Genomic DNA, 21,959 nt, shown 5'->3' with positions numbered 1-21,959 from the left:
GCCGGGTCAGTGCTGGAACTGGGCGACGAGGGTCTGGAGCTGGGTGCTCATGCGGGCGAGCTCGAGGGAGGCGCTCTGGCTGTCGGCGGCGGAGCCGCTGGTGACCTGGGCGGTGTCGGCGACGATGCCGACGGAGTCGGTGATGTCGCCGGAGCGGGTGGCGGCGGCGACGGCGCGCTGGCTGATCTCGGTGGCGGTGACGCTCTGTTGCTCGACGGCGCCGGCGATGGCGGTCTGGTGCTCGGTGATCTCCTCGACGACGGTGGCGATCTGGCCGATGGCGGTGGCGGCGGCGGCGCCGTCGGTCTGGATCTGGTGGACGCGGTCGGTGATGTCGGCGGTGGCGGCGGCGGTCTTCTGGGCGAGGTCCTTGACCTCGCCGGCGACGACGGCGAAGCCGCGGCCTGCCTCGCCGGCGCGGGCGGCCTCGATGGTGGCGTTGAGGGCCAGGACGTTGGTCTGTTCGGCGACGGCGCGGATGAGGCCGATGACGTCGGTGATCTCGGCGGAGGAGCGGCCGAGCTGTTCGACGGTGGTGGTGGTCAGGCGGGCGAGGTCGGTGGCCTTGACGGCGACGCGGGCGGCTTCGGAGGCGGAGTGGGAGATCTCGCCGATGGAGGCGCCGAACTCGGTGGAGGCGGCGGAGAGGGAGTCGATGTGGGAGAAGACCTCCTGGGCGGCGCCGGAGGCGAGCTGGGCGCGGGCGCTGGTGTGCTGGGCGGCGGAGGCGATGGAGGCGGAGGCGACGGAGACCTCCTCGCTGGCGGCGGCGAGGGTGACGGCGTCGTCGCTGATGGTGGTGATCATGGTGCGCAGGCGGGTGGTGGCCGCGTCGAGGGAGCGGCCGACGTCGCCGAACTCGTCGCGGCCGTCGGGCAGGTCCTTGGCGCGCAGGTCGCCCTCGGCCAGGGCCTGGACGGCCTGCACGGTGCGGCCGGCGTCGCGGCGGGTCAGCACGACCATCCCGGCCACCAGCCACAACGCCAGCACGAGCGAGACGGCGGTGGCCGTGAGGTCGAAGCGCTGCTCGCCCGCCAGGTGGGCCTGACGCGTGGCGAGCAGGGCGTCGAACGCGTCGATCGTCGGCTCGGCGGCCGTGACGGCGGCGGCCGCCAGGGCGGAGGAGTCCGTGGCCTCCCGGGTCTCCAGGTCGGCCAGGACGGCGTCGCTGAGGGCCGCGCCCGCGTCCGCGACGTCACGCAGCCCGGCCACCTCCTGGGCGAGGACCGCGCGCTCGGTGGTGGCGACGGCGACCTCCACGTCGTCGCGCAGGCCGCGGACGTGGGTGCGGATCGCCCCGGCGAGCAGGGCCTGCTCGGCGACGCGCTCGTCGACCGAGGTGGCCTCGGAGGGGACACGGGCCTCGATCGCCTCGAGGAGCAGGTCGGGAAGCCCGACGAAGGCCGCGTCGGCGAGGCTGGCCGAGTCCAGGTCGGCGTCGAGGGTGACGTTCGCGGCGTGGCTGACGGCCTCGACGAGGTCGACGAGGGCGCCCGCGGTGTCGGCGACACCGGCGGGAGTGGTCGCCCCGGACGCCGTGGCATCGACCGCCGCCATCTCCTCCTCGACACCCAGCTCCGGGTGCGCGGCGACGGCGGCCCGCAGCGGGGACAGGTCCAGCGGACGGCCGCCCGCCAGGTCGGCCAGGGCCGCGACGGCCGGGTGCAGCACCTGCACACCGGCGCGCTCGGCGGTGGTCTCGGCGATGTCCGGCGAGCTGAGCGCGAGGTAGGAGCGGCCCAGCAGCAGCACCGGCACGAGCAGGACCACGGTCAGCAGCAGCAGGCGTGAGGCGAGGCGCAGTCGGCCGACGACGGCGACGACGGGTGCGACCACGATCGTGCCCGGGTGCGGGCGGGAGGTCGTCGGGGCGGCAGTGCTCATGGTGTCGTTCCTCGGGGTGAGCGGTGGTGGGGCGTCGTGCTGCTGGTCGTGCGGCCGGGTCAGTGCTGGAACTGGGCGACGAGGGTCTGGAGCTGGGTGCTCATGCGGGCGAGCTCGAGGGAGGCGCTCTGGCTGTCGGCGGCGGAGCCGCTGGTGACCTGGGCGGTGTCGGCGACGATGCCGACGGAGTCGGTGATGTCGCCGGAGCGGGTGGCGGCGGCGACGGCGCGCTGGCTGATCTCGGTGGCGGTGACGCTCTGTTGCTCGACGGCGCCGGCGATGGCGGTCTGGTGCTCGGTGATCTCCTCGACGACGGTGGCGATCTGGCCGATGGCGGTGGCGGCGGCGGCGCCGTCGGTCTGGATCTGGTGGACGCGGTCGGTGATGTCGGCGGTGGCGGCGGCGGTCTTCTGGGCGAGGTCCTTGACCTCGCCGGCGACGACGGCGAAGCCGCGGCCTGCCTCGCCGGCGCGGGCGGCCTCGATGGTGGCGTTGAGGGCCAGGACGTTGGTCTGTTCGGCGACGGCGCGGATGAGGCCGATGACGTCGGTGATCTCGGCGGAGGAGCGGCCGAGCTGTTCGACGGTGGTGGTGGTCAGGCGGGCGAGGTCGGTGGCCTTGACGGCGACGCGGGCGGCTTCGGAGGCGGAGTGGGAGATCTCGCCGATGGAGGCGCCGAACTCGGTGGAGGCGGCGGAGAGGGAGTCGATGTGGGAGAAGACCTCCTGGGCGGCGCCGGAGGCGAGCTGGGCGCGGGCGCTGGTGTGCTGGGCGGCGGAGGCGATGGAGGCGGAGGCGACGGAGACCTCCTCGCTGGCGGCGGCGAGGGTGACGGCGTCGTCGCTGATGGTGGTGATCATGGTGCGCAGGCGGGTGGTGGCCGCGTCGAGGGAGCGGCCGACGTCGCCGAACTCGTCGCGGCCGTCGGGCAGGTCCTTGGCGCGCAGGTCGCCCTCGGCCAGGGCCTGGACGGCCTGCACGGTGCGGCCGGCGTCGCGGCGGGTCAGCACGACCATCCCGGCCACCAGCCACAACGCCACGACCAGGGCGGCGAGGGTCGCGACGAGGTCCTCCCGCTGGGCGGCGGTCAGCTCGTCCACGCGGCCCGAGAGCAGGGCGTCGAACGCGTCGATCGTCGGCTCGGCCGCGGCGGTCGCCGCCGAGGCCACCGTGGTGACGTCGGCCGCCTCCCGGTTCTCGAGGTCGCGGACGATGCTCGCGGACAGCGCGTCGGCGGCAGCAGCGGCGGCCGTCAGGCCTTGGACCTCGCGAGCGAGGGCGGGGCGGTCGGTGTCGGCGAGGGCCACCTCGAGGTCGTCGCGGATGTGGCGGGCCTGGGTCCGCAGGGTCCCCCCGAGCAGGGCCTGCTCGGCAACGCGCTCGTCCACCGTCGTGGCCTCCGTGGGCACGCGGGCCTGGGTGGCCTCGAGGAGGAGGTCCGGCAGCTCGGCGAAGGTCGCGTCGGCGAGGCTGGAGGAGTCCAGGTCGGGGTCGAGGGTGACGTTCGAGGCGCGGCTGACGGCCTCCACGAGGTCGACGAGGGCGCCCGCGGTGCCGACGACACCGGCGGGAGTGGTCGCCCCGGACGCCGTGGCATCGACCGCCGCCATCTCCTCCTCCACACCCAGCTCCGGGTGCGCCGCGACGGCGGCCCGCAGCGGGGACAGGTCCAGCGGGCGACCACCGGCCAGCTCGGCCAGCCCGGCGACCGCGGGTCGCAGGACCGCCAGGCCCTCGCGCTCGGCGGTGGTCTCGGCGATGTCGGGTGCGCTGAGGGCCAGGTAGGAGCGCCCGAGCAGCAGGACGGGCACGAGCAGGACGGCGGTCAGGAGGAGCAGGCGCGCGGGGAGCCGCAACCGCCGGACGACCACGAGGACGGGCGCGAGCAGGACTGCGCCCGGTCCACGGCGCGGGGTCGTCGGGGTGGCAGCGCTCATCGGGGTCCTTCCCTCGTGCTCGAGCGTCCCGGGGGCCGGTCGCCGCCTCGGATCGTGACGACCCATCGGCCGGCGGGTGCGGCGGCTCCAGAAAGATTTCGTCAAGAACGGATCAAACCCTCGACAGCCTCGTGCCGCCGCGAAGGCGCCGATTCGATGTGGCGCACGTCACCCTCGACACGGCGTGCGCTCCGCCGCGTCCCGGCGACTGACGGGGTGGACCACATCACCGAGAGAGAAGGAGCTGACCACCATGACAGGCCCCGCCACGACGGCCGGGACCGTCGCCACCGCCCCCACCACCCGGGGGCGCACCCGCATCGCCGACTCGGTCGTCGGCACCGTCGCCACCCTCGCCGCCCGCGAGGTGCCGGGCGTCGCCCGCGTCGGCACCGGGGCCGAGCGCCTCGCCGGCGCGGTCGTGCACCGACTGACCGGCAGCGCCACCTCGACCGCCGGCGTCACCGTCGTCGTCGAGGAGGGCACCGCCTCGTTCGAGGTCGAGCTCGTCGCCACCGGTGACCGCCCCGTCCACGAGACGGCCGACGACGTGCGCGAGCACGTCGTCGAGGCCGTCGAGGGCATGACCGGCCTGCGCGTCGGCCGGGTCGACGTCACCGTCGCCGACCTCGAGGACCCGGACCCCACCACCAGCACCGACCACACCGAGGAGGACGACCGATGAGCACCGCGACCGAGACCGTCTCGACCACCCGCCGGCTCGGCGCCGAGCTCGTCGGCACCTTCTGGCTCGTGCTCGCCGGGTGCGGCACGGCCGTCCTCGCCGCCACCGCGACGGCGCAGGCCGACGGGCGACCCGTCCTCGTCGGGGTCGGGTACCTCGGCGTCGCCCTGGCCTTCGGCCTCGCCGTGACCACCGCCGCCTACGGCGTGGGTCACCTCTCCGGCGGCCACTTCAACCCGGCCGTCAGCGTCGGGCTCGCCGTGGCGGGCCGGTTCTCGTGGCGCGACCTGCCCGCCTACGTCGGGGCGCAGCTCGTCGGGGCGGTCCTCGGCGCCGGCGTCCTCCTCGCGGTCGCGTCCGGGCGTCCCGGCTTCACGACGGCCGACGGGTTCGCCACGAACGGCTTCGGCGACCGCTCGCCGCAGCAGTACGGGCTGCTCGCGGCCCTCGTCGTCGAGGTCGTGCTCACCGCCGTCTTCGTGCTCGTCATCGTCGGCGCCACCGGCGAGCGCGCCCCGAAGGGCTTCGCGCCGTTGGCGATCGGCCTGACGCTGACGCTGATCCACCTCGTGTCGATCCCGGTGACGAACACCTCCGTCAACCCCGCCCGCTCGCTCGCCCCGGCCCTGTTCGCCGGCGGCGCCGCGCTCGGCCAGGTGTGGCTGTTCGTCCTCGCGCCGCTCGTGGGCGGGGTGCTCGGCGGGGTCGTCGCCGCGCGGCTGCGTCCCTGACCCGGCCGGACGACGGACGGCGGCCCGGTGCGTGCGCACCGGGCCGCCGTCGGGTGACGGGGGCGACCCGTCCTCAGGTGGTCTGGCAGATGGACTGGCTGGCCGGTCGGGTCTCGAGCGTGGGGGTCGCGCTCGGTGCCGGCGCGGCCGCCGTGACCGACGGCGTGGGCAGCGGCTCGCTGCCGACGCGGTTCTCGACCTCGACGGGGTTCTCGGCGCCCGGTCCGAGGGTGACGCGGACGGTCTTCCCGAGTCCGGTGGCCTCCTCGACCTTCGCGCCGGGGAAGGCCGCGGCGACCGTGCGCGCGGCCTCCTCGTGGCCCGTCGAGTACTCGACGAGCGTGCCGGTGCGTGCGTCCGGTGCGTTGCCCGTGCCCGAGACGGTGAAGCCCTGCGCCTCGAGGATGGCGGCGTCCTGGCTCGCGAGCCCGGAGGTGCCGGCGCCGTTGAGCACCTGGACGGTGATCTCGTCGGGGGAGACGGTGAGCGGCGACGCGGACGGCGACGGGTTCGCGCCCTTCGTCGGCGTCTCGTTGACCGGGTGGTCCTCGCGGATCGACTCCCAGATGAGGTCGGCCGAGTCCTGCCACTGCACGCGGTTGGGGTCGTTGGGGTAGACCTCGTTGGGCACGGTGATGAACTCGATGTTCTTCAGCCCGATGCCGCGGATGCTCTCGGCGAGGTCCTTCATCGTGCCGAGGCCGAACTCGGGGTCGGTCGTCAGCGACCTGGTCGCCGCGCTGAGGAACGAGTAGAGGTGCGTCGGCTGGAAGAGCAGCTTGCTCGAGGTCGCCTCTTGGGCGACCGAGGAGAGGAACGCCTGCTGGCGCTTGATCCGGCCGAGGTCCGAGCCGTCGCCGACGGACTTGCGGGTGCGGACGTACGCGAGCGCCTGCTCGCCGTCGAGGGTGTGCTTGCCCGGCGTCAGCCTGAGGTGCGAGTTCGGGTCGTCGATCGACTCGGTGGTGCAGACCTCGACGCCGTCGAGCGCGTCGACCATCGACTTGAAGCCGCGGAAGTCGACGACGGCGTAGTGGTCGACGAGCACGCCGGTGTTGCCCTCGAGCGTCCGGATGAGGCAGCCGGTGCCGCCGATCTTGTAGTTGTGGTTCCACTGCCGCATGACCCACTGGTCCTTCGGCGCGCTCTTGGAGCACTCCGGCGGGGCCTTGGTCATCGAGTCGCGGGGGATGGAGACGACGGTCGCCCACGTGCGGTCGGCCGACAGGTGCACGAGGAGGTTGGTGTCGGAGTGCTGGCCCGGGTCGTCGACGACCTTGCCGTAGGTGTCGTTGCCCTCGCCCGTGCGGTTGTCGGAGCCGAGGAGCAGGAGGTTGACCGCCCCGCGGGCCTCGGGGGCGCGGGTGGGACGGTCGGTGCCGACCGCCTCCGAGACGTCGACCTTCGTGATGTTGCTGTTGAGCTTCCACGCGGCGACCGCGACGCCGGTGCCGCCGACCGCGAGGGCGACGACGAGCGCGATGACCGTGCGCTTGACCCACGGGCTGCGGGTGCTGCCGTGCACCTCACGGCGGCTCGGCAGGGCCTGCGGGGTCCCCTCGGGGGCGTCGTCGGGTCGCGCGCCGTCCACCGGGGCCTCCTGCGCTCGGGGTCCACCCGCGGCACCGACTCGGTGGGCGGGGTCCCGCGGGCACGGGACCGGGCGAGTGTACCGACCGGTTCTGGACGGATCCTGAGAACCGGGGCGGGGGTCAGCCCCCGGTCGGCTTCCCGTCGGTGCCGGGCGGCGGGGCCTCCAGCGGGGTGCCGTCACGCAGCATCCCGAACAGCTCCTTCGAGCGCTGCGCGTCCCAGACGACCGAGGAGCCCGCCGACGTCGTGACGTTCGCGTTCCCGATGGGCACCACGAGGCTGAGCGCCTCGTCGGAGGAGACCTTCCGCATCGTCGAGAGGATCCGGTAGGCGTCGAGGAGGCTCGTCTCCTGCCCGACGTAGACGCTCGAGGCGGCGGCGTGGGTGAAGGACCACCAGCGCCACGGCACGAGGACCGTCGAGGGCGTCGCGGCCTCCTTCATCACGGCGCCGAGGAACTGCCGCTGCCGCTTGGCCCGGCCGATGTCGCCCTCGGGGTCGGAGTAGCGGGCGCGGACGTACCCGAGCGCCGTCGGACCGTCGAGGGTCTGGCAGCCCTTGGCCAGGTCGATGTGCGCCTTCTCGTCCTTGATGGCCCGGGGGACGCACAGGTCGACCCCGCCGAGGCTGTCGACGACGGTCGAGAAGCCCCCGAAGCCGATCTCGACGTACCCGTCGATGCGCAGGCCGGTCGCCTGCTCGAGCGTCCGGACGAGGAGCTTCGGGCCACCGATCGCGAAGGCGGCGTTGACCTTGTTCTCCCCGTGCCCGGGGATGGGCAGGAAGCTGTCGCGCGGCACCGAGACCAGGGCCGGCTTCCCCGAGCCCGACGGGGTGTGGACGAGGATGATCGAGTCGGTGCGCCGGCCCTCGGCGGTGCCGGTGCCGAGCTTCTTGCGGTCCTCGCGGCTCAGGCCTTCCCGGCTGTCCGAGCCGACGAGCAGGTACGTGTGGCCGTCGCCCGCGGCCGGACGCTCGCCGGAGGGGACGTCGTCGACGCGCGAGACGCTCGACCAGGCGTGCCACGGGGCGAACGCCGTGAACCCGACCCACGCGACGAGGAGGAGGACGACGAGCGAGGCGATGCGCCGACCGCGTCCGGGTCGCCGCGTGCGGGGAGCGCGCGGGGGACGGGGCTCGCGCGGCGGCCGGCTCGTCCGGCCGCCCGGCGTCCGCCCGCCGCCGCCTCCGGCCGGGACCGGCCGGCCGTACTCGTCGTACGCCACCGGGTCGGCGGCGACGCCGGCCGGGGGCGCCCCGCCGGACCGCCGGGCGGTGCCGGGGGAGGGCGCGCCGCGCCGGCGCCGGGTGTCGACGACGTAGACGTCGTCGTCGCCGCTCCCGGGCGCGGGGCGGCGCGGGATCGGTCGGGCGTGGTCGTCGGACATCCGGGTCCTCTCGGGAAGGGGCCGACCACTTAGTGTGCCCGCAACCGCCGGGCGCCCGTCGTCCGCGGTCCGGGAAACGGCGCCCCGGCCCCCGGCGCGCCTCGCGCGGAGGGCTCCGGCCCGCGCGAATACTGGGCGGCTATGGGAGAGGCAGGGACCGGCGTGCTCGAGCGCACCCGGGGGTCGGGTGAGCGACGCGGGCCGGGTGACGGGACCGGGGTGGGACGTCGGCACCACCGGCGGCGAGCCGTGACCCTCCTCCTCCTCACGCTCGTCCTCCCCGGCACGGCCCAGCTCGTCGCCGGGCGCCGCGCCGTGGGCCGGCTCGCCCTGCGCGTGTGGCTCGGCGTCCTGGCCGTGCTCGCCCTCGGCGGGCTGCTCGCCCTGGTCAGCCGGCCGGCGGTGCTCTGGCTCCTGACGCGCGGGTGGCTGCTCCTGCTCGCGCAGGTCGTGCTCGTGCTCCTCGCGGTCGGCTGGGCCGCGCTCTTCGTCGATGCGTGGCGCCTCGGCCGCCCGGACCGGCTGCCGATGGGCGACCGCCGGGGCCTGCTCGGCGGGCTCGTCGTCCTCCTGCTCGTGCCCGGTCTCGTCGGCTGGACCGGCGTCGGCGTCGGGCAGGCCCGCGGAGCGCTCACCTCGCTCTTCGGCACCGGCGAGGCCGCCGCCGCGGCGCACGGCCGGTACAACGTCCTCCTCCTCGGCGGCGACAGCGGCAAGGGGCGCACGGGACTGCGCCCGGACTCCATCCAGCTCGCGAGCGTCGACGCCGCGACCGGCCGCTCGGTCCTCTTCGGCTTCAGCCGCGAGACCGAGGACATCCGCTTCCGCCCCGGCTCGACGATGGCCCGGCTCATGCCCGAGGGCTGGACCTGCGGTGACGACTGCCTGCTCAACGGCCTCTACACGTGGGGTCGGGACCACGCCGAGCTCTTCCCGCCCGGCACGAAGGACCCCGGTCTCCTCGCGACGAAGGAGGCGGTCGAGAGCCTGAGCGGCCTCGACGTGCAGTACTCCGTCATGGTCGACCTGCGTGGCTTCGCGAGCATCATCAACGCCGTCGGCGGCCTCGACGTCACCGTGCAGCGCCGCACCCCCATCGGGGGCAACGGCGCGCCGGTCAGCGGGTACATCGAGAAGGGCGAGCAGCACCTCGACGGCTACCACGCGCTTTGGTACGCCCGGAGCCGCTACGGGTCGACGAACTACGAGCGGATGGCCCGGCAGCGCTGCGTGACGAGCGCCCTGGTCAAGGAGCTCAACCCGCAGACCCTGCTCCTGAAGTTCGGGAGCATCGCGCAGAGCACGACGGGCCTCATCACCACCGACATCCCGCAGGACGCGCTCGCCGACCTCGCCGACGTCGCCGTGAAGACCAAGCAGGAGAAGATCACCTCGGTCAACTTCGTGCCGCCGCTCATCAAGCCGTGGGACTACGACCCCGAGGTGGTCCGCTCGACCGTCGCGAAGGCCATCGCCCGCAGCGAGGCCGGCCCGTCCCCCAAGGCCACGGCCGCCGGCCCGCGGCCGTCCGCCGCCGCGTCCGCCACGAGTTCGCCCACGCCGACGGGGTCGACCCCCGCGGTGATGGAGCGCCCCGGCACCGACCCCGACGCCGACACCGGCGACCTCGCGAGCGTGTGCTCTGCGGGATGATGTCCCCGATGAGCACCGAGCCCGCCGCACGCCCCGCCCAGCAGCCGCTCCCGGCGACCCCGTCGGTCAGCGTCGTCGTCCCCGTCCTCGACGAGGAGCGCCACCTCGAGGACGCCGTGCGGATGGTGCTCGGTCAGGACTACGCCGGACCGCTCGAGGTGGTCCTCGCGCTCGGTCCGTCGCGCGACCGCACCGACGAGGTCGCCGAGCGGCTCGCGGCGGCCGACGAGCGGGTCCGGTTGGTGCGCAACCCGACCGGCCGCACACCGGATGCGCTCAACGCCGCCGTCGGGGCGGCGACCGGCGACGTCGTGGTCCGCGTCGACGGGCACGCCGAGATCCCGCCCGGGTACGTCGCGACCGCCGTCGCGACGCTCGCCGAGACCGGCGCCGACAACGTCGGCGGCACGATGGACGCCCGCGGGCGCACGGCGTTCGAGCGGGCGGTCGCGGCGGCGATGCGCAGCCCGCTCGGGGTCGGCTCGTCGCGCTTCCACACCGGGGGCGGGGCCGGGGAGGTCGACACCGTCTACCTCGGCTGCTTCCGGCGCTCGGCGCTCGAGCGCGTCGGGGGCTACGACCGGCGCTTCACGCGGACCCAGGACTGGGAGCTCAACCACCGGATCCGGGCGTCCGGGGGCACCGTGTGGTTCACCCCGGACCTCGTCGTCACCTACCGACCGCGGTCCGGGTTCCGCGGGCTGGCGCGCCAGTACCGCGACTACGGGCGGTGGCGGCGGGTGGTCGCCGGGCTGCACGGCGGCACGCTCAACGCCCGCTACCTCGCCGCGCCGACGATGGTCGTCGGCACGGGCGTGGCGACGCTCGTGGGCCTCGCGTGGTGGCCGGCGCTCGTCGTGCCGGCGGGCTACGTCCTCGCCGTCGGGGTCGGCGGGGTCGCGATCACCGCCGGTGAGCCGGTGCGGACCCGGCTGCTCGCCGGGCCGGTGCTCGCGACGATGCACTGGGCGTGGGGGTGGGGCTTCCTCACCTCGCGGCCGCGTCGCCTGCTCGGCGACGGCTGACGTCCGGGGCCGGGCTGCCGGCCGGCTCGAGGACCACGCCGTCCCGGCGCACGAGCACCCCGACGACGCCGAGATCGCCTGCGCGCGAGGCGAGCACGTCGTCGAGCATCGCGTCGGCGGTGTCACGGACGGTCGCGAGGAGCCACGCGGCCACGCAGCCGGCGTCCGCGTCGTCGCCGAGGACGAGCGCGACCTCGTCGGCGCGCTCGCCGTCGGCCGCGCTGCGCACCGGCAGCGCGAGGACCCGGCGTCCGGCGTGCGCCGCCGGGAGCCACGACGGCGCGCCGAGCAGCGGCTCGGGGTCGACGGTGGCCGGCGGGCGCGGGGGCCCGAGCAGCTCGCGCACGTCGGCGAGGAAGCGCTCGTGCCCGAACGCGGCGCGGACCATCGCGAGGGTCTGCGCCACGCGGGCGTGGAAGACCTCCGGGTCGCGGTAGCGGGCCACGACGGCCGGGACCTCGTGCGGCAGCGCGTAGTCGAGCGCCGCCCCGAACGTCGGCTCGTGCTTCGGGTGGGTGACGACGACGCAGCCGCTGGCGGCCGCCTCGAGGAGCACCCGGCCGAAGGCCTCGTGCGCGTCGGGGTTGTCGACGTAGACGAAGACGTCGAGGTCGGCGAGGAAGTCGCGCGTGTCGAGGGCCCGGTGCGGTAGCACCTCCCACTCGGCGGGGTACCGGTCCGGCCCGCTGCCCGCCGCCTCGGAGAGACGCTTCAGCTGGGCGCGCGCGCCCATCATCCGGACCCGGTGACCGGGGCCGAGGTCGTAGGCGGCGAGCACGTCGGCCCACGTCGAGGGGAACTTGATGACGTCGTCGCGCGAGTACCGGCCGACGACGAGCTCGCCGCCCGCGGCGGGGTCGCGGCCGTCCTCGCGGACGTGCCAGTCGTCGACGTCGATGAGCCCGAGGTCGTCGGTCGGGAGGAGCTCGATCGTCGGGTCCTGCGCCTCGAGCAGCTCGCGGACGGTCGGTCCCTGGGGCCACCACACGGGTCGCCGCCCGAAGAGCTCCTCGGTCCGCTCGGTGACGTCGCGCACGACGTAGCGCTGGTCGGAACCGTCGAGCTCCAGGGGCGCCTGGTTGGCGACGACGACCACCCGGCGCGGCCGGAAGGCGGCCGGGGCGTGCGGGGGGTACTGGAGGATGAGGGGGTAGCGGACGACGAGCACGTCGACGTCGACGTCGTCGTCGACCTGCACCTGGGACACGGCCCCCGAGCGCAGGAGGTCGACGAGGGGTGCGCACAGGGGCGGGTCGTCGGTGGACATGAACCGCAGCGCCTCGAGGTGGAGGACCCCGACGGTGAGCCCGCCCTCGAGGCAGGCGCGGATCTCCTCGAGCATCGAGCGCTGCGGGCCCCCGAAGCGCCGCCAGTCACCACCGAACACGACGTCGTAGCGGCGGGGCCCGGCGGCCGGCCGGGTGTTCCAGCGCTGCGGCTGCGGGAACGTGCGGGCGGCGGTCGGGTCCAGCCACGGGTCCTCGGTCCCCGTCCGGATCCCCTGGTGCCAGGCGGCGTAGACGCTCTTGTACTCGTGCCGTGACCCGTGCCGCCATCCGCGCGAGAACTCCTCCGCCGAGAGCGAGCCGGCGAGGGTGCGGTTGAACGTCATGACGTGGGGGAGGGTCGGGACGCGCTGGCCGAAGGCGGCCTCGATGCGCCGGGCGTACTCGGTGTCGGCGCCCTTGCGGGTCGGGTCGAAGAAGCCGACGCGCGCCAGCGTCGGGTGCACCGGCACCATGAGCGAGGCCGCCGACGGGTAGCGGGGTGCGTAACCGGGTCGGCTCAGGCGCAGGTCCTCGCCGATCCGGACCCCCTGCGAGCGGACGGCGACCCGGCCGGGGTTCTCCAGGAGGTGGCGGACGGTGACCTCGACCATCTGCGGGTGCACCCAGTCGTCGGAGTCGACGACGGTGAACCAGTCGCCGGTCATCAGCCGCAGGGCCGTGTTGCGGGCCCGGTAGGTGCCGCCGTTGACCGCCTTGCGGACGACGGTGACGCGGGGGTCCAGGGCCTCGACCTCGTCGAGCAGCGGGGCGGTGCCGGGACCGGAGGCGTCGTCGACGACGAACAGCTCGAGGTTGCGCCACGTCTGGGCGAAGACCGAGCGGACCGCCGTCAGCAGGTCGCTGCGCCGCGGGCGGAACGTGCTCATGAGGACCGTGACCCGGCCGGGGTGCTCGACGGCGGGTGCGTCGGCGGTCAGCCGGTCGAAGGGGGTGCCGGTGCCGGGGGCCAGCCGGACGGGCGCCGTCGGCCCCCCGACGGCCTCGGCGAAGGCGGCGCCCCACGCGCGCTCGTCGCCCGTGCCGGTCGCGGCGAAGGGGTTGAGGGCGTCGGCCCGGGCCGCGAGCCGCACGTCCTCGCGGACCTCCGGACGCTCGAGCAGGCGCAGCGCCCCCCGCGGGTCGCCCGCCGCGAGCCGGACCTGCCCGAGGAGCTCGACGGCGCGCTCGTGCACCCGGCCGAGCGCGTGGTCGGCCTCCAGGACGTCGGCGAGGGCGAGCACCGTCGCGGTGGACTCCGGTCCGGGCAGCTGCAGCGCGACGACCATCGCGTACCGCGCGAGCAGGTCGGCGTCCATGCCGGGCTCGAGACGGGCGGGCCGCCCGTCGGCCCAGGCGGACAGCTGCTCCGGCGTGTGGCCCGGCCAGGCGTGCTCGGCGATCACCTCGCGGGCGTGGACCGAGCGCGTGCGCAGCGCGGTCGTCAGCACCTTGTCCGGCGCCCGGTTGCCACGGCGCAGCGTGTCGCGGGCGACGGTGCGCCGGGAGGCGGACGGGGTGGCGGCCCCGCGACCGCTCACGACTCGGAGCGCTCGGCGCCGTCGTGACCGGCGGCCAGCTGCTCGACGGTGCCCTGGAGGCGGTCCAGCCGGGCGGTGTACTGCGCCTGGAGGAGGCGCACCGTCCCGACGACGTCGGCGGCCGTGGCCGGGGGCGGGGTGAGGGCGGCGTCGGGGACCCCGCGGGCGCCCTTGTCGAGGCGCCGCTCGATGCGGCGGACGCGCACGTTCGTGTCGGCGGCGAGGCCGATGAGCACGGCGGCGAACCCGGCCCCGACGAGGGCCAGCAGCCACGGCTGCCCGAGCACCGCGCCCACGAGGAGCAGCACGGCGAGGCCGGCCCCGGCGACGAGGCTGGCCTGTACGATTCGGGACTTCATGGAACTCCTAGTGCGACGCGAGCAGCGATGACAGCATATCCGCGCCCCACCGAGGCCGGGCCGGGGCTCCTGCCCTCCGCACCGGGCCACCTCTACGCGGGAGTCGCGACGACCGCCGCCGAGGCGGGGGCTCCCGGTGCCTGGACGGCGGCGCACCTCGTCGACGCCGTGGACCGCGCACCGGATGCGATGGCGCAGTACGCGACCCGCACCCGTTCGGTCGTGGTGCGCGAGGCGCTGGCCCGCCGAGCCACGGACGGCGCCTCCGGGTGGGCCGACGTCCTCGCCGGGGCCCCGGTGCACGGCGAGCCGACCCTGCGGGCCGCGCTCGCGCTCGCCCTGGCCGCCGAGCCCGACGGCTCCGGGCTGCGGGTCGCCGCCGACCTCTACGACGACCTCGCGCACACCGTCGACGTCGCGCGCCTGGCGCCGGTCCACCACCTCCTCGCCCTCCAGACGCGCTACCTCGCCGGGCCCCGGACGGCCGTCGCCGACCTCCTGCCCCGGTGGCGACGCGCGCCCGCGGTCGTCCGGGACGGTCTCGCGCTCGACCTCGCCCGCCCCGCCGCGTGGGACGCCGGTGCTCCGGGGTCCTCGGAGGAGGAGCGCCGCTGGGGCGCCGCGCTCGGCCGGATGGTCTTCGGCCACCATCCCGACGTCGTCGTCGGGGTGGCGTCCGACCGCACCGGGGTCGCCCCCTTCGACCGGCTCACCGCCGCAGGCCACCGGCCCGCCTCGGTCTCGGGCGAGCTCGTCACCGTCATCGTCCCCAGCTGGCGACCGGACGCGCCCGGGATGCGCGTCGCCGTGCGCTCGATCCTCGAGCAGACCTGGGCCGACCTCGAGGTGCTCGTCGTCGACGACGCCTCCGGTCCGGACTTCGACGACCTCTACGCCGAGGTCGGCGCGATGGACGAGCGGGTGCGCGTCGTGCGGATGGAGCGCAACGGCGGCAGCTACCTCGGCCGCAACGCCGCGTTCCGGCTCGCCCGGGGCACGGCGATCACGTTCCAGGACAGCGACGACTGGTCGCACCCCTGCCGCATCGCCGACCAGGTGGCCGCGCTCGCCGAGTCGCCCACCGTCGGGGCGAGCCGCAGCGACGCGCTGCGCGCCCGGGAGGACCTCAGCCACCAGTGGCTCGGCTACCGGCCGGTGCGCGCCAACGCGAGCTCGCTCATGCTGCGCCGCAGCGCGGTCGACGCCCTGGGTGACTTCCTGCCCATCCGCCGGGGCGCCGACTCCGAGTACGCCGAGCGCATCACCGCGACCGGCGGGGCCGTCGTCGACACCGGCACGGTGCTCGCCGTCACGCGGCTGCGCTCGGGGTCGCTGTCGCGCGGCGACTTCTCCTACCAGTGGACGACGCCGCAGCGGCTGGCCTTCAAGGGGCTGTTCCGCTCCTGGCACCGGGCCGCGGGGGCCGACGGGCTGCACGTCGACGCGGGGGAGGGACTGCCCCTGCGGGTCCCGACGGCCTTCGAGGTGGCCGCCGGGCGCCGGCGGCTCGACCTGGTCGTCATGGCCGACCTGTCGCTGCCCGTCGACGACGTCGTCGACGGCGTGGTCGAGCCGGGTCGCCGGGTGCCGCCGACCGATGCGCTGACGCTCGACGCCGCCCGGGTCGCCGTGCGCGCCGAGGTCGTCCGCGAGGCGCTCGCCGCGGCACGGGACGGCCGCTCGGTGGGGGTCTGGCACGTCGAGGCCCCCCACCGCCGGGGCGGGCGGGCCGAGATGCACGACTCGTGGTTCGACCTCGTCACCGACGGGACCCTCGCCGCCGCCGTCAGCCCCGACGAGGCGGTCGACGTCGAGCGCCTCGTCGTCGCCGACCCGCGGCTGCTCGCCGTCGGGCCGACCACGACCCTCGCGCTGGAGCCGCTCCGGGTCGAGCTCGTCGAGCCGGACCCGCCGGCGGCGGCGTCCGACCTGCTCGCCGACCTCGTGGCGAGCGACGTCGACCCGCTCGTCGTCGACGACGCGCTGACCGTCGCCCGACGGCTCTTCGGGGCGGTGACGGTCGTGCACCGCCCGGTGCCCGTCGCCGCGACGGGCCGCTAGGGGCGGTCGACGACCGCCGCGAGCCGCTCCTCGAGGGGGGCCTGGAGGATGCGCACGAAGGTGCCGGTGATGTGCGAGCCCTGGCGGTAGGTCAGGACGTTGCGGTAGATGCCCGCGCACTCGCCACCGGGGCAGACCCAGGGGTCCATGTCGACCCACGAGGCGCCGCTGCTCTTCGCGGCGGCCTCGAGCGCCGCGCTGCCGGGGCTCTGCTCGTAGGGCCACGAGCAGGCCGCCCGGTCGTCGGGGTGCTGGGCGACGCACTCGTAGACCGGGGTGAGGTCGCTCGGCGGGTTCGGGGTGTTGGACAGCGCGACCACGCGGACACCGGCGTCCTCGAGGGCCGTCCACGTGGCGACCAGGCCGGCGCGGTAGGCGTCCGGCGTCGCGGTGCCGGAGGCGTCGTAGGCCGTGCTGTAGACCGACGAGGTGATGACGACGTCCGGCTTGTCCGGCCCGGTGAGGCGCTTCAGCACCTCCTGGCCCCAGGTGCGGCACGCGTCGTACGGCGCGTCCTGGTAGGGCACGGTGGCGTCGACGAAGGGGCACGAGCTCTTCGTCCAGCTCGTGACCTTCCAGCCGCGCTCCTGCCCGATGGCGTCGACGGCGGGGACCCACTGGGCGACCTTGGAGTCGCCGACGACGGCGACCGACAGCGAGCCCTTCGGGTCGCCGGCGGTGCAGGGCTTGGGGGTGCTCACCTCGACCTCGGTCTGGCAGCCCTGCGCGTAGAGCGACGGGACGTCGGCCGTCGCCCCCTGCGCGGTCGGCGTGAGGGTGCTGAAGAACGGCTCGGCGTCGTAGGAGTCACGGCCGGGCGGCGTCGTCAGCGAGGTGAACCCGGCGTCGGTGCGGGCCCCGCGGTCGTCGGCCTGCGAGCTCGTGGCGGCCCACATCCCGAGGCCGACGACGAGGCCGGCCACCGAGATCGCGGCGCCGACGCCGAGGGCCCGGCGCGGGTGCTCGCCGAGCCACGGGTGGCGGCGCAGCGGGTTCTCGACGAAGCGGAACGAGAGGTAGGCGGGGACGAACGACACGAGGACGGCGAGCGTGCCGGTCACCGCGGAGAGCGGCCCGAGCACCCACTCGAACGCCCGCAGCACCGGCCAGTGCCACAGGTACAGGGAGTAGGACAGGCCGCCGACCCAGCGCAGCGGCCGGGTGCCGAGGAGGACCTCCGGGCCGGTGCGGTGCGCCCGGAAGCCGGCGACGATGACCACGGCGGTGGCGAGGGTCGGCAGCACCGCGGCGTAGCCCGGCCAGGCGAGCGTGCCGTCGTAGGTGAGGGCGGCCAGGGCCAGCGCGGCGAGCCCGACCCAGCCCAGGACCGCGGCGAGCCGCTCCGGCAGCCGGGCCCACCGGTTGGCGCCGAGGGCGACGAAGGCGCCCAGGCCCATCTCCCAGAGGCGGGTCGTCGTGACGAAGAACGCGCGGGCGGGGTCCTCGGCGGTGAGGACGAGCGACCAGACGAAGGTCGGCAGGATGATGAGCAGCCCGAGCCCGACGGCGAGGGCGAGGCGGGTGCTGCTCCAGCCGAAGCGCCGGCGCAGGAGGAGCACGAGGATGATGGCCAGCGGCCAGACGATGTAGAACTGCTCCTCGACCGCCAGCGACCAGAAGTGCAGGACGGGGGAGGGTTCGAGGTCCTCGGCGAGGTAGTCGACCGAGCGGCCCGCGAAGACCCAGTTGACGACGTAGCCCGCGGCCCCCGCGATGTCGAGGCCGAAGGTGCCCCGTTGCGTGCGCGGCGCGAGGAACCACGTGAGGACGGCCGTCGTGAGCAGGACGAGGCCCGCTGCCGGCAGCAGCCGCTTGGCGCGCCGGGCGTAGAACCCGACGAGCGAGAGCCGGCCGCTTCGCTCGACCTCGCGGACCACCTGGGTGGTGATGACGAAGCCCGAGACGACGAAGAACACGTCGACGCCGATGAAGCCGCCCGAGGGGCCCAGGCCCGCGTGGTAGGCGAGGACGAGCCCGACCGCGACGGCGCGCAGGCCCTCGACGTCACCGCGCCAGCGGCGGGGGGTGGCGGCGGGCGACGGGGCGGGACGGGACTGCGTCGTCGTCACGGCGTGCTCCCGAGGACGACCTCCACGTACGTCGCGTCGGCGTCCGAGCCGTCGAAGAGGTCGGCCGCGCGGGCGGCGGTCGCGGTGACCGCCGCGGGCCAGGTGTCGGGGTGGGTCACGGCGACCAGTCTCTCAGCCGCTTGCTCCACGGTGGTCACGACCCACGCGTCGTCGACGAGGCCGTGCGGGCCCCCACGGCTCGCGAGCAGCGGCCAGTCGCGCACGACGGGCACCGCGCCTGAGCCGGCTCCCTCGATGAGCCCGCGGTGGCAGCCCTCGCTGCGGCTGGTGCTGAGGATGACGCCGATGCCCTGCAGGACGGCGGGGACGTCGTCGGTCCAGCCGACGACCTCGACCCGGTCGCCGAGCTCGGCCAGCCGGCGGTCGACCTCGGCGTGGTACGCGCGACCCGCCACGGTGGGGACGGCGGCGCCGGTCGGTGGGGCGCCGACGCACACGAGGGTGTAGCCGGGGCAGCGCTCGAGCAGGTCGAAGGCCCACAGGGGGTCCTTCGGTCGACGGCTCCAGCCGATGAGGCCGAGGCGCGTGCGGGCCCCGGGCGTCTTCGGTCGGGCGAGCCCCTCGATGCTGCCGAAGCTGGGGACCACCCGGACCGGCACGTCGTGGCCGAGGACCGCGAGGAGGGCGCGGACCAGGTCGCGGAAGGCGGGGCTGACGACGACGACCTCGGCGACCCGGGTCCAGTCGGTGAGGACGAACCACGGGTCGAAGGCGTCGACGCGGTGGATGCGCATCGACAGCCGCGGCCCCGGGGGGAGCGCGTGGCTGAGGAACGCGGTCGACTTGTCGGCCCAGTCCGAGAAGACCGCCCGGTGCTCGTCGCCGACGGCCGCGAGGTCGCGCAGGAGGTCGGTCTCGGTGCGGCGCAGTTGCCGGCGGTCAGGCACCCCGGGCCCCGCCGGCCAGCGGCGCAGGAGGGTGAGGGCCGCGAGGGCGTCCGGGGTGAGCGGCTTGGCCGAGAAGGTCTGCCGGCGGGCGAGGTCGACGACGTCGACCTCGAGGCCGCCCACGGTCTCGAGGGCGGCGACGACCTCGGGGTGGAAGGTGCCGTAGGCGCCTGTGACCACCGCGACGGGCGCCCGGTCCTGCGCGGCCCGCTGCTCCTGCGTCCGCTCGCGCGCCAGCGCCCCCCGTCCCCCGGAGGTCACGGCGCGGAAGGTCGTGCTCGCGACGAGGTCGGCGAGGAACCGCTCGGGGGTGTCGACGAGCGGTGAGCCGTCGCCGTCCGCGTGCAGCTCGCGGTGGAAGAGCAGGAGCAGGGCGTCGGACAGCAGCGCGAGGGCGAGCTGCCCGCGACCGGCGGCGAGGGCCGCGTCGGCGGCCTCGAGCGTGCCGCGGGCCACGGCCGAGAGCCGGTCGAGGTCGGTCGCCCCGGGGTCGGGGTCGAGGACGAGGCCGGCGGCGGCCTCCTGGGCGGCGAGGCCGGACGCGAGGGCCGCACCCCCGTCGGGCCGCAGGATCCGGCCGGCGAGCCGGGCCGCCCGCCCCCCGAGCGTCCGCGAGCGCCCGGCGAGCCGCCGGGTGAGGTCGGCGACGAGGAGCGTCGTCGGGGCGCCCGGGACCGGCGCAAGCCGGGGCGGCGCGAGCTCGTCGTCGGGCACGGCGAGCGGGTCGGAGCCGGCCTCGGCGACCGCCTCGAGCCGCTCGGCCCACGTCGTCAGGTCGGCGAGGAGGCTCCGCAGGGCCGGCACGTCGGTCGAGCGGACGAGCGGGAGGCCGTGGAGCACGGCCGGGACGCCGTCGAGGGCCGCGTCGAGGAGGGGGTCGGACGAGACGACGAGGTCGACGCCACCGGTCACCGCCCGACGCAGGTCGGCGGAGCGCTTGAGGTCGTGGACGACCCGGGCCACCGCGGGGCGGCCGCGGGCCGCGACGAGCGACGCCGCCCGGACCCGGCCCTCGCGCAGGGCGGGCAGCGCGTCGGCGGGGGGCTCCAGCGCCTGCGTCCGGACCCCCACGGAGGTGGCGCCCGGGTCGAGGGGCGCCGGCTCGCCGTCGGGGCGGTGCAGGACGAGCACGCGCACGAGGGGGTCGGTGGCCGCGGCGAACCAGCCCGCGTGCAGGGGGCCCGTCACCGGAAGCGTCCCGCCGTGCGCCCGGACTCCAGGGCGGGGCGGACCGCGCGGAGCAGACGGGCGTCGGCCGCGGGGACGCTCCCGTCGGGGGCGAGGTGCACGAGGTGCCACGTCCGGAAGCCGTCGACGACCGAGACGAGCCGGCGCCCGACGTAGGCCTCGTGCTCCGCGGGGTCGCCCCACCAGCCCGCGGCCGGCACGACGTGGTCGACGACCACGCCACGGCCGCGCACGGCTGCGAGGTCGGGCCGGTCCACGACGAGCACGGGACGGAAGGCGCCGGTCTCGTCGCGCAGGGCGCAGACCGCGTCGAGCCCGCGCGCGAAGGTGTCGTCGTCGGCCCCGAGCAGGACGAAGGCGACGACCGGCAGCAGCTCGGCGTCCGGGTCCGCCGCCGGGCCCGAGCGGAACGGGCGGCGGGCGACCCCGAGGCCGTGGTCGGGGTCGAAGACCCGCCACACGAGGTCGGTCAGGGTGCGGTTGGAGCGCAGCCGGGGCAGCACGCGGTCGCCGACGAGGCGGAAGCCGGGGGTGCGGCGGGCCGCGGCGGCGAGGCGCTGGCGCCGGTCCGCGCTGCGGTCGAGGGGGCTCATCGGGCCCCCTCCGCGAGGGAGGCGACGAGCGTCGCGGCCGCCCCGGCGCCGTTGCCCGGGTCGGCGGAGCGGGCCGCCGCGGCGAGGGACGGGCCGCGCTCGAGCAGCGTGTCGACGGCCGCCCGCCCCCGGTCGTCGGTCAGGGTGCGGGCCGAGAGCGCCCAGCCGCGCGCCGCCGCGTGCTCGGCCCGGGCGACCTGGTCGTCGAGCGAGGTCGCGTCGTTGGGGACGAAGAGGGTCGGCAGCCCGAGCCGCAGGTGCTCGTGGAAGGAGTTGTAGCCGGCGGCCGCGATCGCGACGTCGAACGCGGCGAGGTGCTCGGAGATGGGGAAGTGGCGCACGAGGTGCACGTCGTCACGGCCGGCGGCCTGCTCGGCGATGCCGGCCTGGGTCACGCACACCCCGACCCCGCGGGCCGCGAGCGCGCGGACCGCCGCCCCCACCTCGTCGGCCGTGTCGTTGATGTTGCCGGCGCCGAGGGAGACGAGGGCGAGCGGACCCTCGGCCGGCAGCCCGAGGGCGCGCCGGGCGGTGGCGCGGTCCGAGCACTCGGCGGGGTCGACGAGGGTGACCGGCCCGACCCGGTGGGCGTCGGTGCCGACGGTGGCGCCCCGGTCGGCGTCGGCGGCGAGGTCGCCGGGCTCGAGGACGGCGTCGAACCACGCGGCCTTCGCCAGCTGGTGGGTGTTGCGCCCGGGCTTCCACATCGCCCGGCGCGACCACACGGCGCGCGTGCCGGGGGAGGCGGCGAGGGCGGCGTCGAGGCCGGCGTAGGGATGGGTGCCGTCGAAGACGAGGACGGCGGGCCGCAGCCGCTGCACCGCCTCGCGCATCCGCTCCGCGAAGAGCCAGCGCCACTCGCCCGAGTCCATCCCGGTGGCGTCCTTGCTCGGCAGGTACTCCCACGGCACGCCGTAGCCGCCCACGACCGGGACCGCCTGGCTCAGCGAGACGACGTGGGGGCGCAGCCCGTCGGGCAGGCGGCGGCCGTACGCGAGGAGCCGCGTCAGGTGCCCCATCCCCGCCCCGTTGCTGGAGACGAGCAGGACGACGTGGTCCGTCCCCGGCGAGCGTGACAT

Annotated in this window: 15 protein-coding genes; 5 read left to right on the top strand and 10 right to left on the bottom strand. The window is 75.9% G+C overall.

Annotated elements, in window-relative coordinates; genetic code table 11:
- Positions 1-6 precede the first annotated feature (6 nt).
- Positions 7-1,884, bottom strand: a complete 1,878-nt coding sequence (locus KMZ30_RS22045) for a methyl-accepting chemotaxis protein (RefSeq protein WP_215512843.1) — start codon at positions 1,882-1,884, stop codon at positions 7-9.
- Between the two features lie 59 nt (positions 1,885-1,943).
- Entirely contained in the window at positions 1,944-3,821 is a 1,878-nt protein-coding gene (locus KMZ30_RS22040; protein ID WP_215512842.1) for a methyl-accepting chemotaxis protein, read from the bottom strand.
- 253 nt (positions 3,822-4,074) lie between these two features.
- On the opposite strand from KMZ30_RS22040, the gene KMZ30_RS10335 reads away from it, so the two are divergent.
- Together KMZ30_RS10335 and aqpZ are read left to right on the top strand one after the other, a co-directional pair.
- Entirely contained in the window at positions 4,075-4,506 is a 432-nt protein-coding gene (locus KMZ30_RS10335; RefSeq protein WP_215520010.1) for an Asp23/Gls24 family envelope stress response protein, read from the top strand.
- The gene (gene aqpZ, locus KMZ30_RS10330; RefSeq protein ID WP_215512840.1) at positions 4,503-5,237 is read left to right on the top strand and encodes an aquaporin Z; all 735 of its coding nucleotides are present in this window, start codon (positions 4,503-4,505) and stop codon (positions 5,235-5,237) included. Before KMZ30_RS10335 ends, aqpZ begins: the two co-directional genes overlap by 4 nt.
- A 73-nt stretch (positions 5,238-5,310) precedes the next feature.
- Here aqpZ and KMZ30_RS10325 read toward each other — a convergent pair whose 3' ends face one another.
- Both KMZ30_RS10325 and KMZ30_RS10320 read right to left on the bottom strand, forming a co-directional pair.
- On the bottom strand, positions 5,311-6,828 hold the full coding sequence (locus KMZ30_RS10325) for an LCP family protein (protein ID WP_308279731.1): 1,518 nt from the start codon (positions 6,826-6,828) through the stop codon (positions 5,311-5,313).
- Positions 6,829-6,949: 121 nt separating this feature from the next.
- Positions 6,950-8,218, bottom strand: a complete 1,269-nt coding sequence (locus tag KMZ30_RS10320; RefSeq protein ID WP_215512839.1) for an LCP family protein — start codon at positions 8,216-8,218, stop codon at positions 6,950-6,952.
- A gap of 249 nt (positions 8,219-8,467) precedes the next feature.
- On the opposite strand from KMZ30_RS10320, the gene KMZ30_RS22355 reads away from it, so the two are divergent.
- Positions 8,468-9,871 carry an LCP family protein gene (locus KMZ30_RS22355; RefSeq protein ID WP_215512838.1) on the top strand — a complete coding sequence of 468 codons (1,404 nt, stop codon included), beginning with the start codon at positions 8,468-8,470 and terminating at the stop codon, positions 9,869-9,871.
- 8 nt (positions 9,872-9,879) lie between these two features.
- Positions 9,880-10,896 carry a glycosyltransferase family 2 protein gene (locus tag KMZ30_RS10310; RefSeq protein WP_226902260.1) on the top strand — a complete coding sequence of 339 codons (1,017 nt, stop codon included), beginning with the start codon at positions 9,880-9,882 and terminating at the stop codon, positions 10,894-10,896.
- On the opposite strand, the gene KMZ30_RS10305 is transcribed toward KMZ30_RS10310, so the two are convergent.
- The gene (locus KMZ30_RS10305; protein WP_215512836.1) at positions 10,859-13,702 is read right to left on the bottom strand and encodes a glycosyltransferase; all 2,844 of its coding nucleotides are present in this window, start codon (positions 13,700-13,702) and stop codon (positions 10,859-10,861) included. The genes KMZ30_RS10310 and KMZ30_RS10305 overlap by 38 nt on opposite strands.
- The gene (locus KMZ30_RS10300; protein ID WP_215512835.1) at positions 13,699-14,061 is read right to left on the bottom strand and encodes a hypothetical protein; all 363 of its coding nucleotides are present in this window, start codon (positions 14,059-14,061) and stop codon (positions 13,699-13,701) included. Before KMZ30_RS10300 ends, KMZ30_RS10305 begins: the two co-directional genes overlap by 4 nt.
- A gap of 27 nt (positions 14,062-14,088) precedes the next feature.
- Here KMZ30_RS10300 and KMZ30_RS10295 point away from each other — a divergent pair, with 27 nt between their 5' ends.
- Entirely contained in the window at positions 14,089-16,122 is a 2,034-nt protein-coding gene (locus KMZ30_RS10295; protein ID WP_215512834.1) for a glycosyltransferase family 2 protein, read from the top strand.
- Here the strand turns inward: KMZ30_RS10295 and KMZ30_RS10290 are convergent.
- From KMZ30_RS10290 to KMZ30_RS10275, 4 genes are read right to left on the bottom strand one after another with little or no spacing between them, the layout of a single operon-like run.
- Entirely contained in the window at positions 16,119-18,191 is a 2,073-nt protein-coding gene (locus KMZ30_RS10290; RefSeq protein ID WP_215512833.1) for an acyltransferase family protein, read from the bottom strand. The two genes, KMZ30_RS10295 and KMZ30_RS10290, sit on opposite strands and share 4 nt — an antisense overlap.
- Positions 18,188-20,287, bottom strand: coding sequence for a glycosyltransferase family protein (locus tag KMZ30_RS10285; RefSeq protein ID WP_215512832.1), 2,100 nt, complete (start codon positions 20,285-20,287; stop codon positions 18,188-18,190). The genes KMZ30_RS10290 and KMZ30_RS10285 overlap by 4 nt, the downstream gene beginning before the upstream one ends.
- Positions 20,284-20,880 (bottom strand): hypothetical protein, encoded by a 597-nt coding sequence (locus KMZ30_RS10280; RefSeq protein ID WP_215512831.1) that lies wholly within the window; start codon positions 20,878-20,880, stop codon positions 20,284-20,286. Before KMZ30_RS10280 ends, KMZ30_RS10285 begins: the two co-directional genes overlap by 4 nt.
- Entirely contained in the window at positions 20,877-21,959 is a 1,083-nt protein-coding gene (locus tag KMZ30_RS10275) for a glycosyltransferase (protein ID WP_215512830.1), read from the bottom strand. Before KMZ30_RS10275 ends, KMZ30_RS10280 begins: the two co-directional genes overlap by 4 nt.

It is taken from the genome of Phycicoccus mangrovi, assembly GCF_018729305.1.
GTDB classification, from domain to species: Bacteria; Actinomycetota; Actinomycetes; order Actinomycetales; family Dermatophilaceae; genus Phycicoccus; species Phycicoccus jejuensis.
Note: the sequence above shows the minus strand (reverse complement) of the source record. Positions and strands in the feature narration are given on the sequence as shown.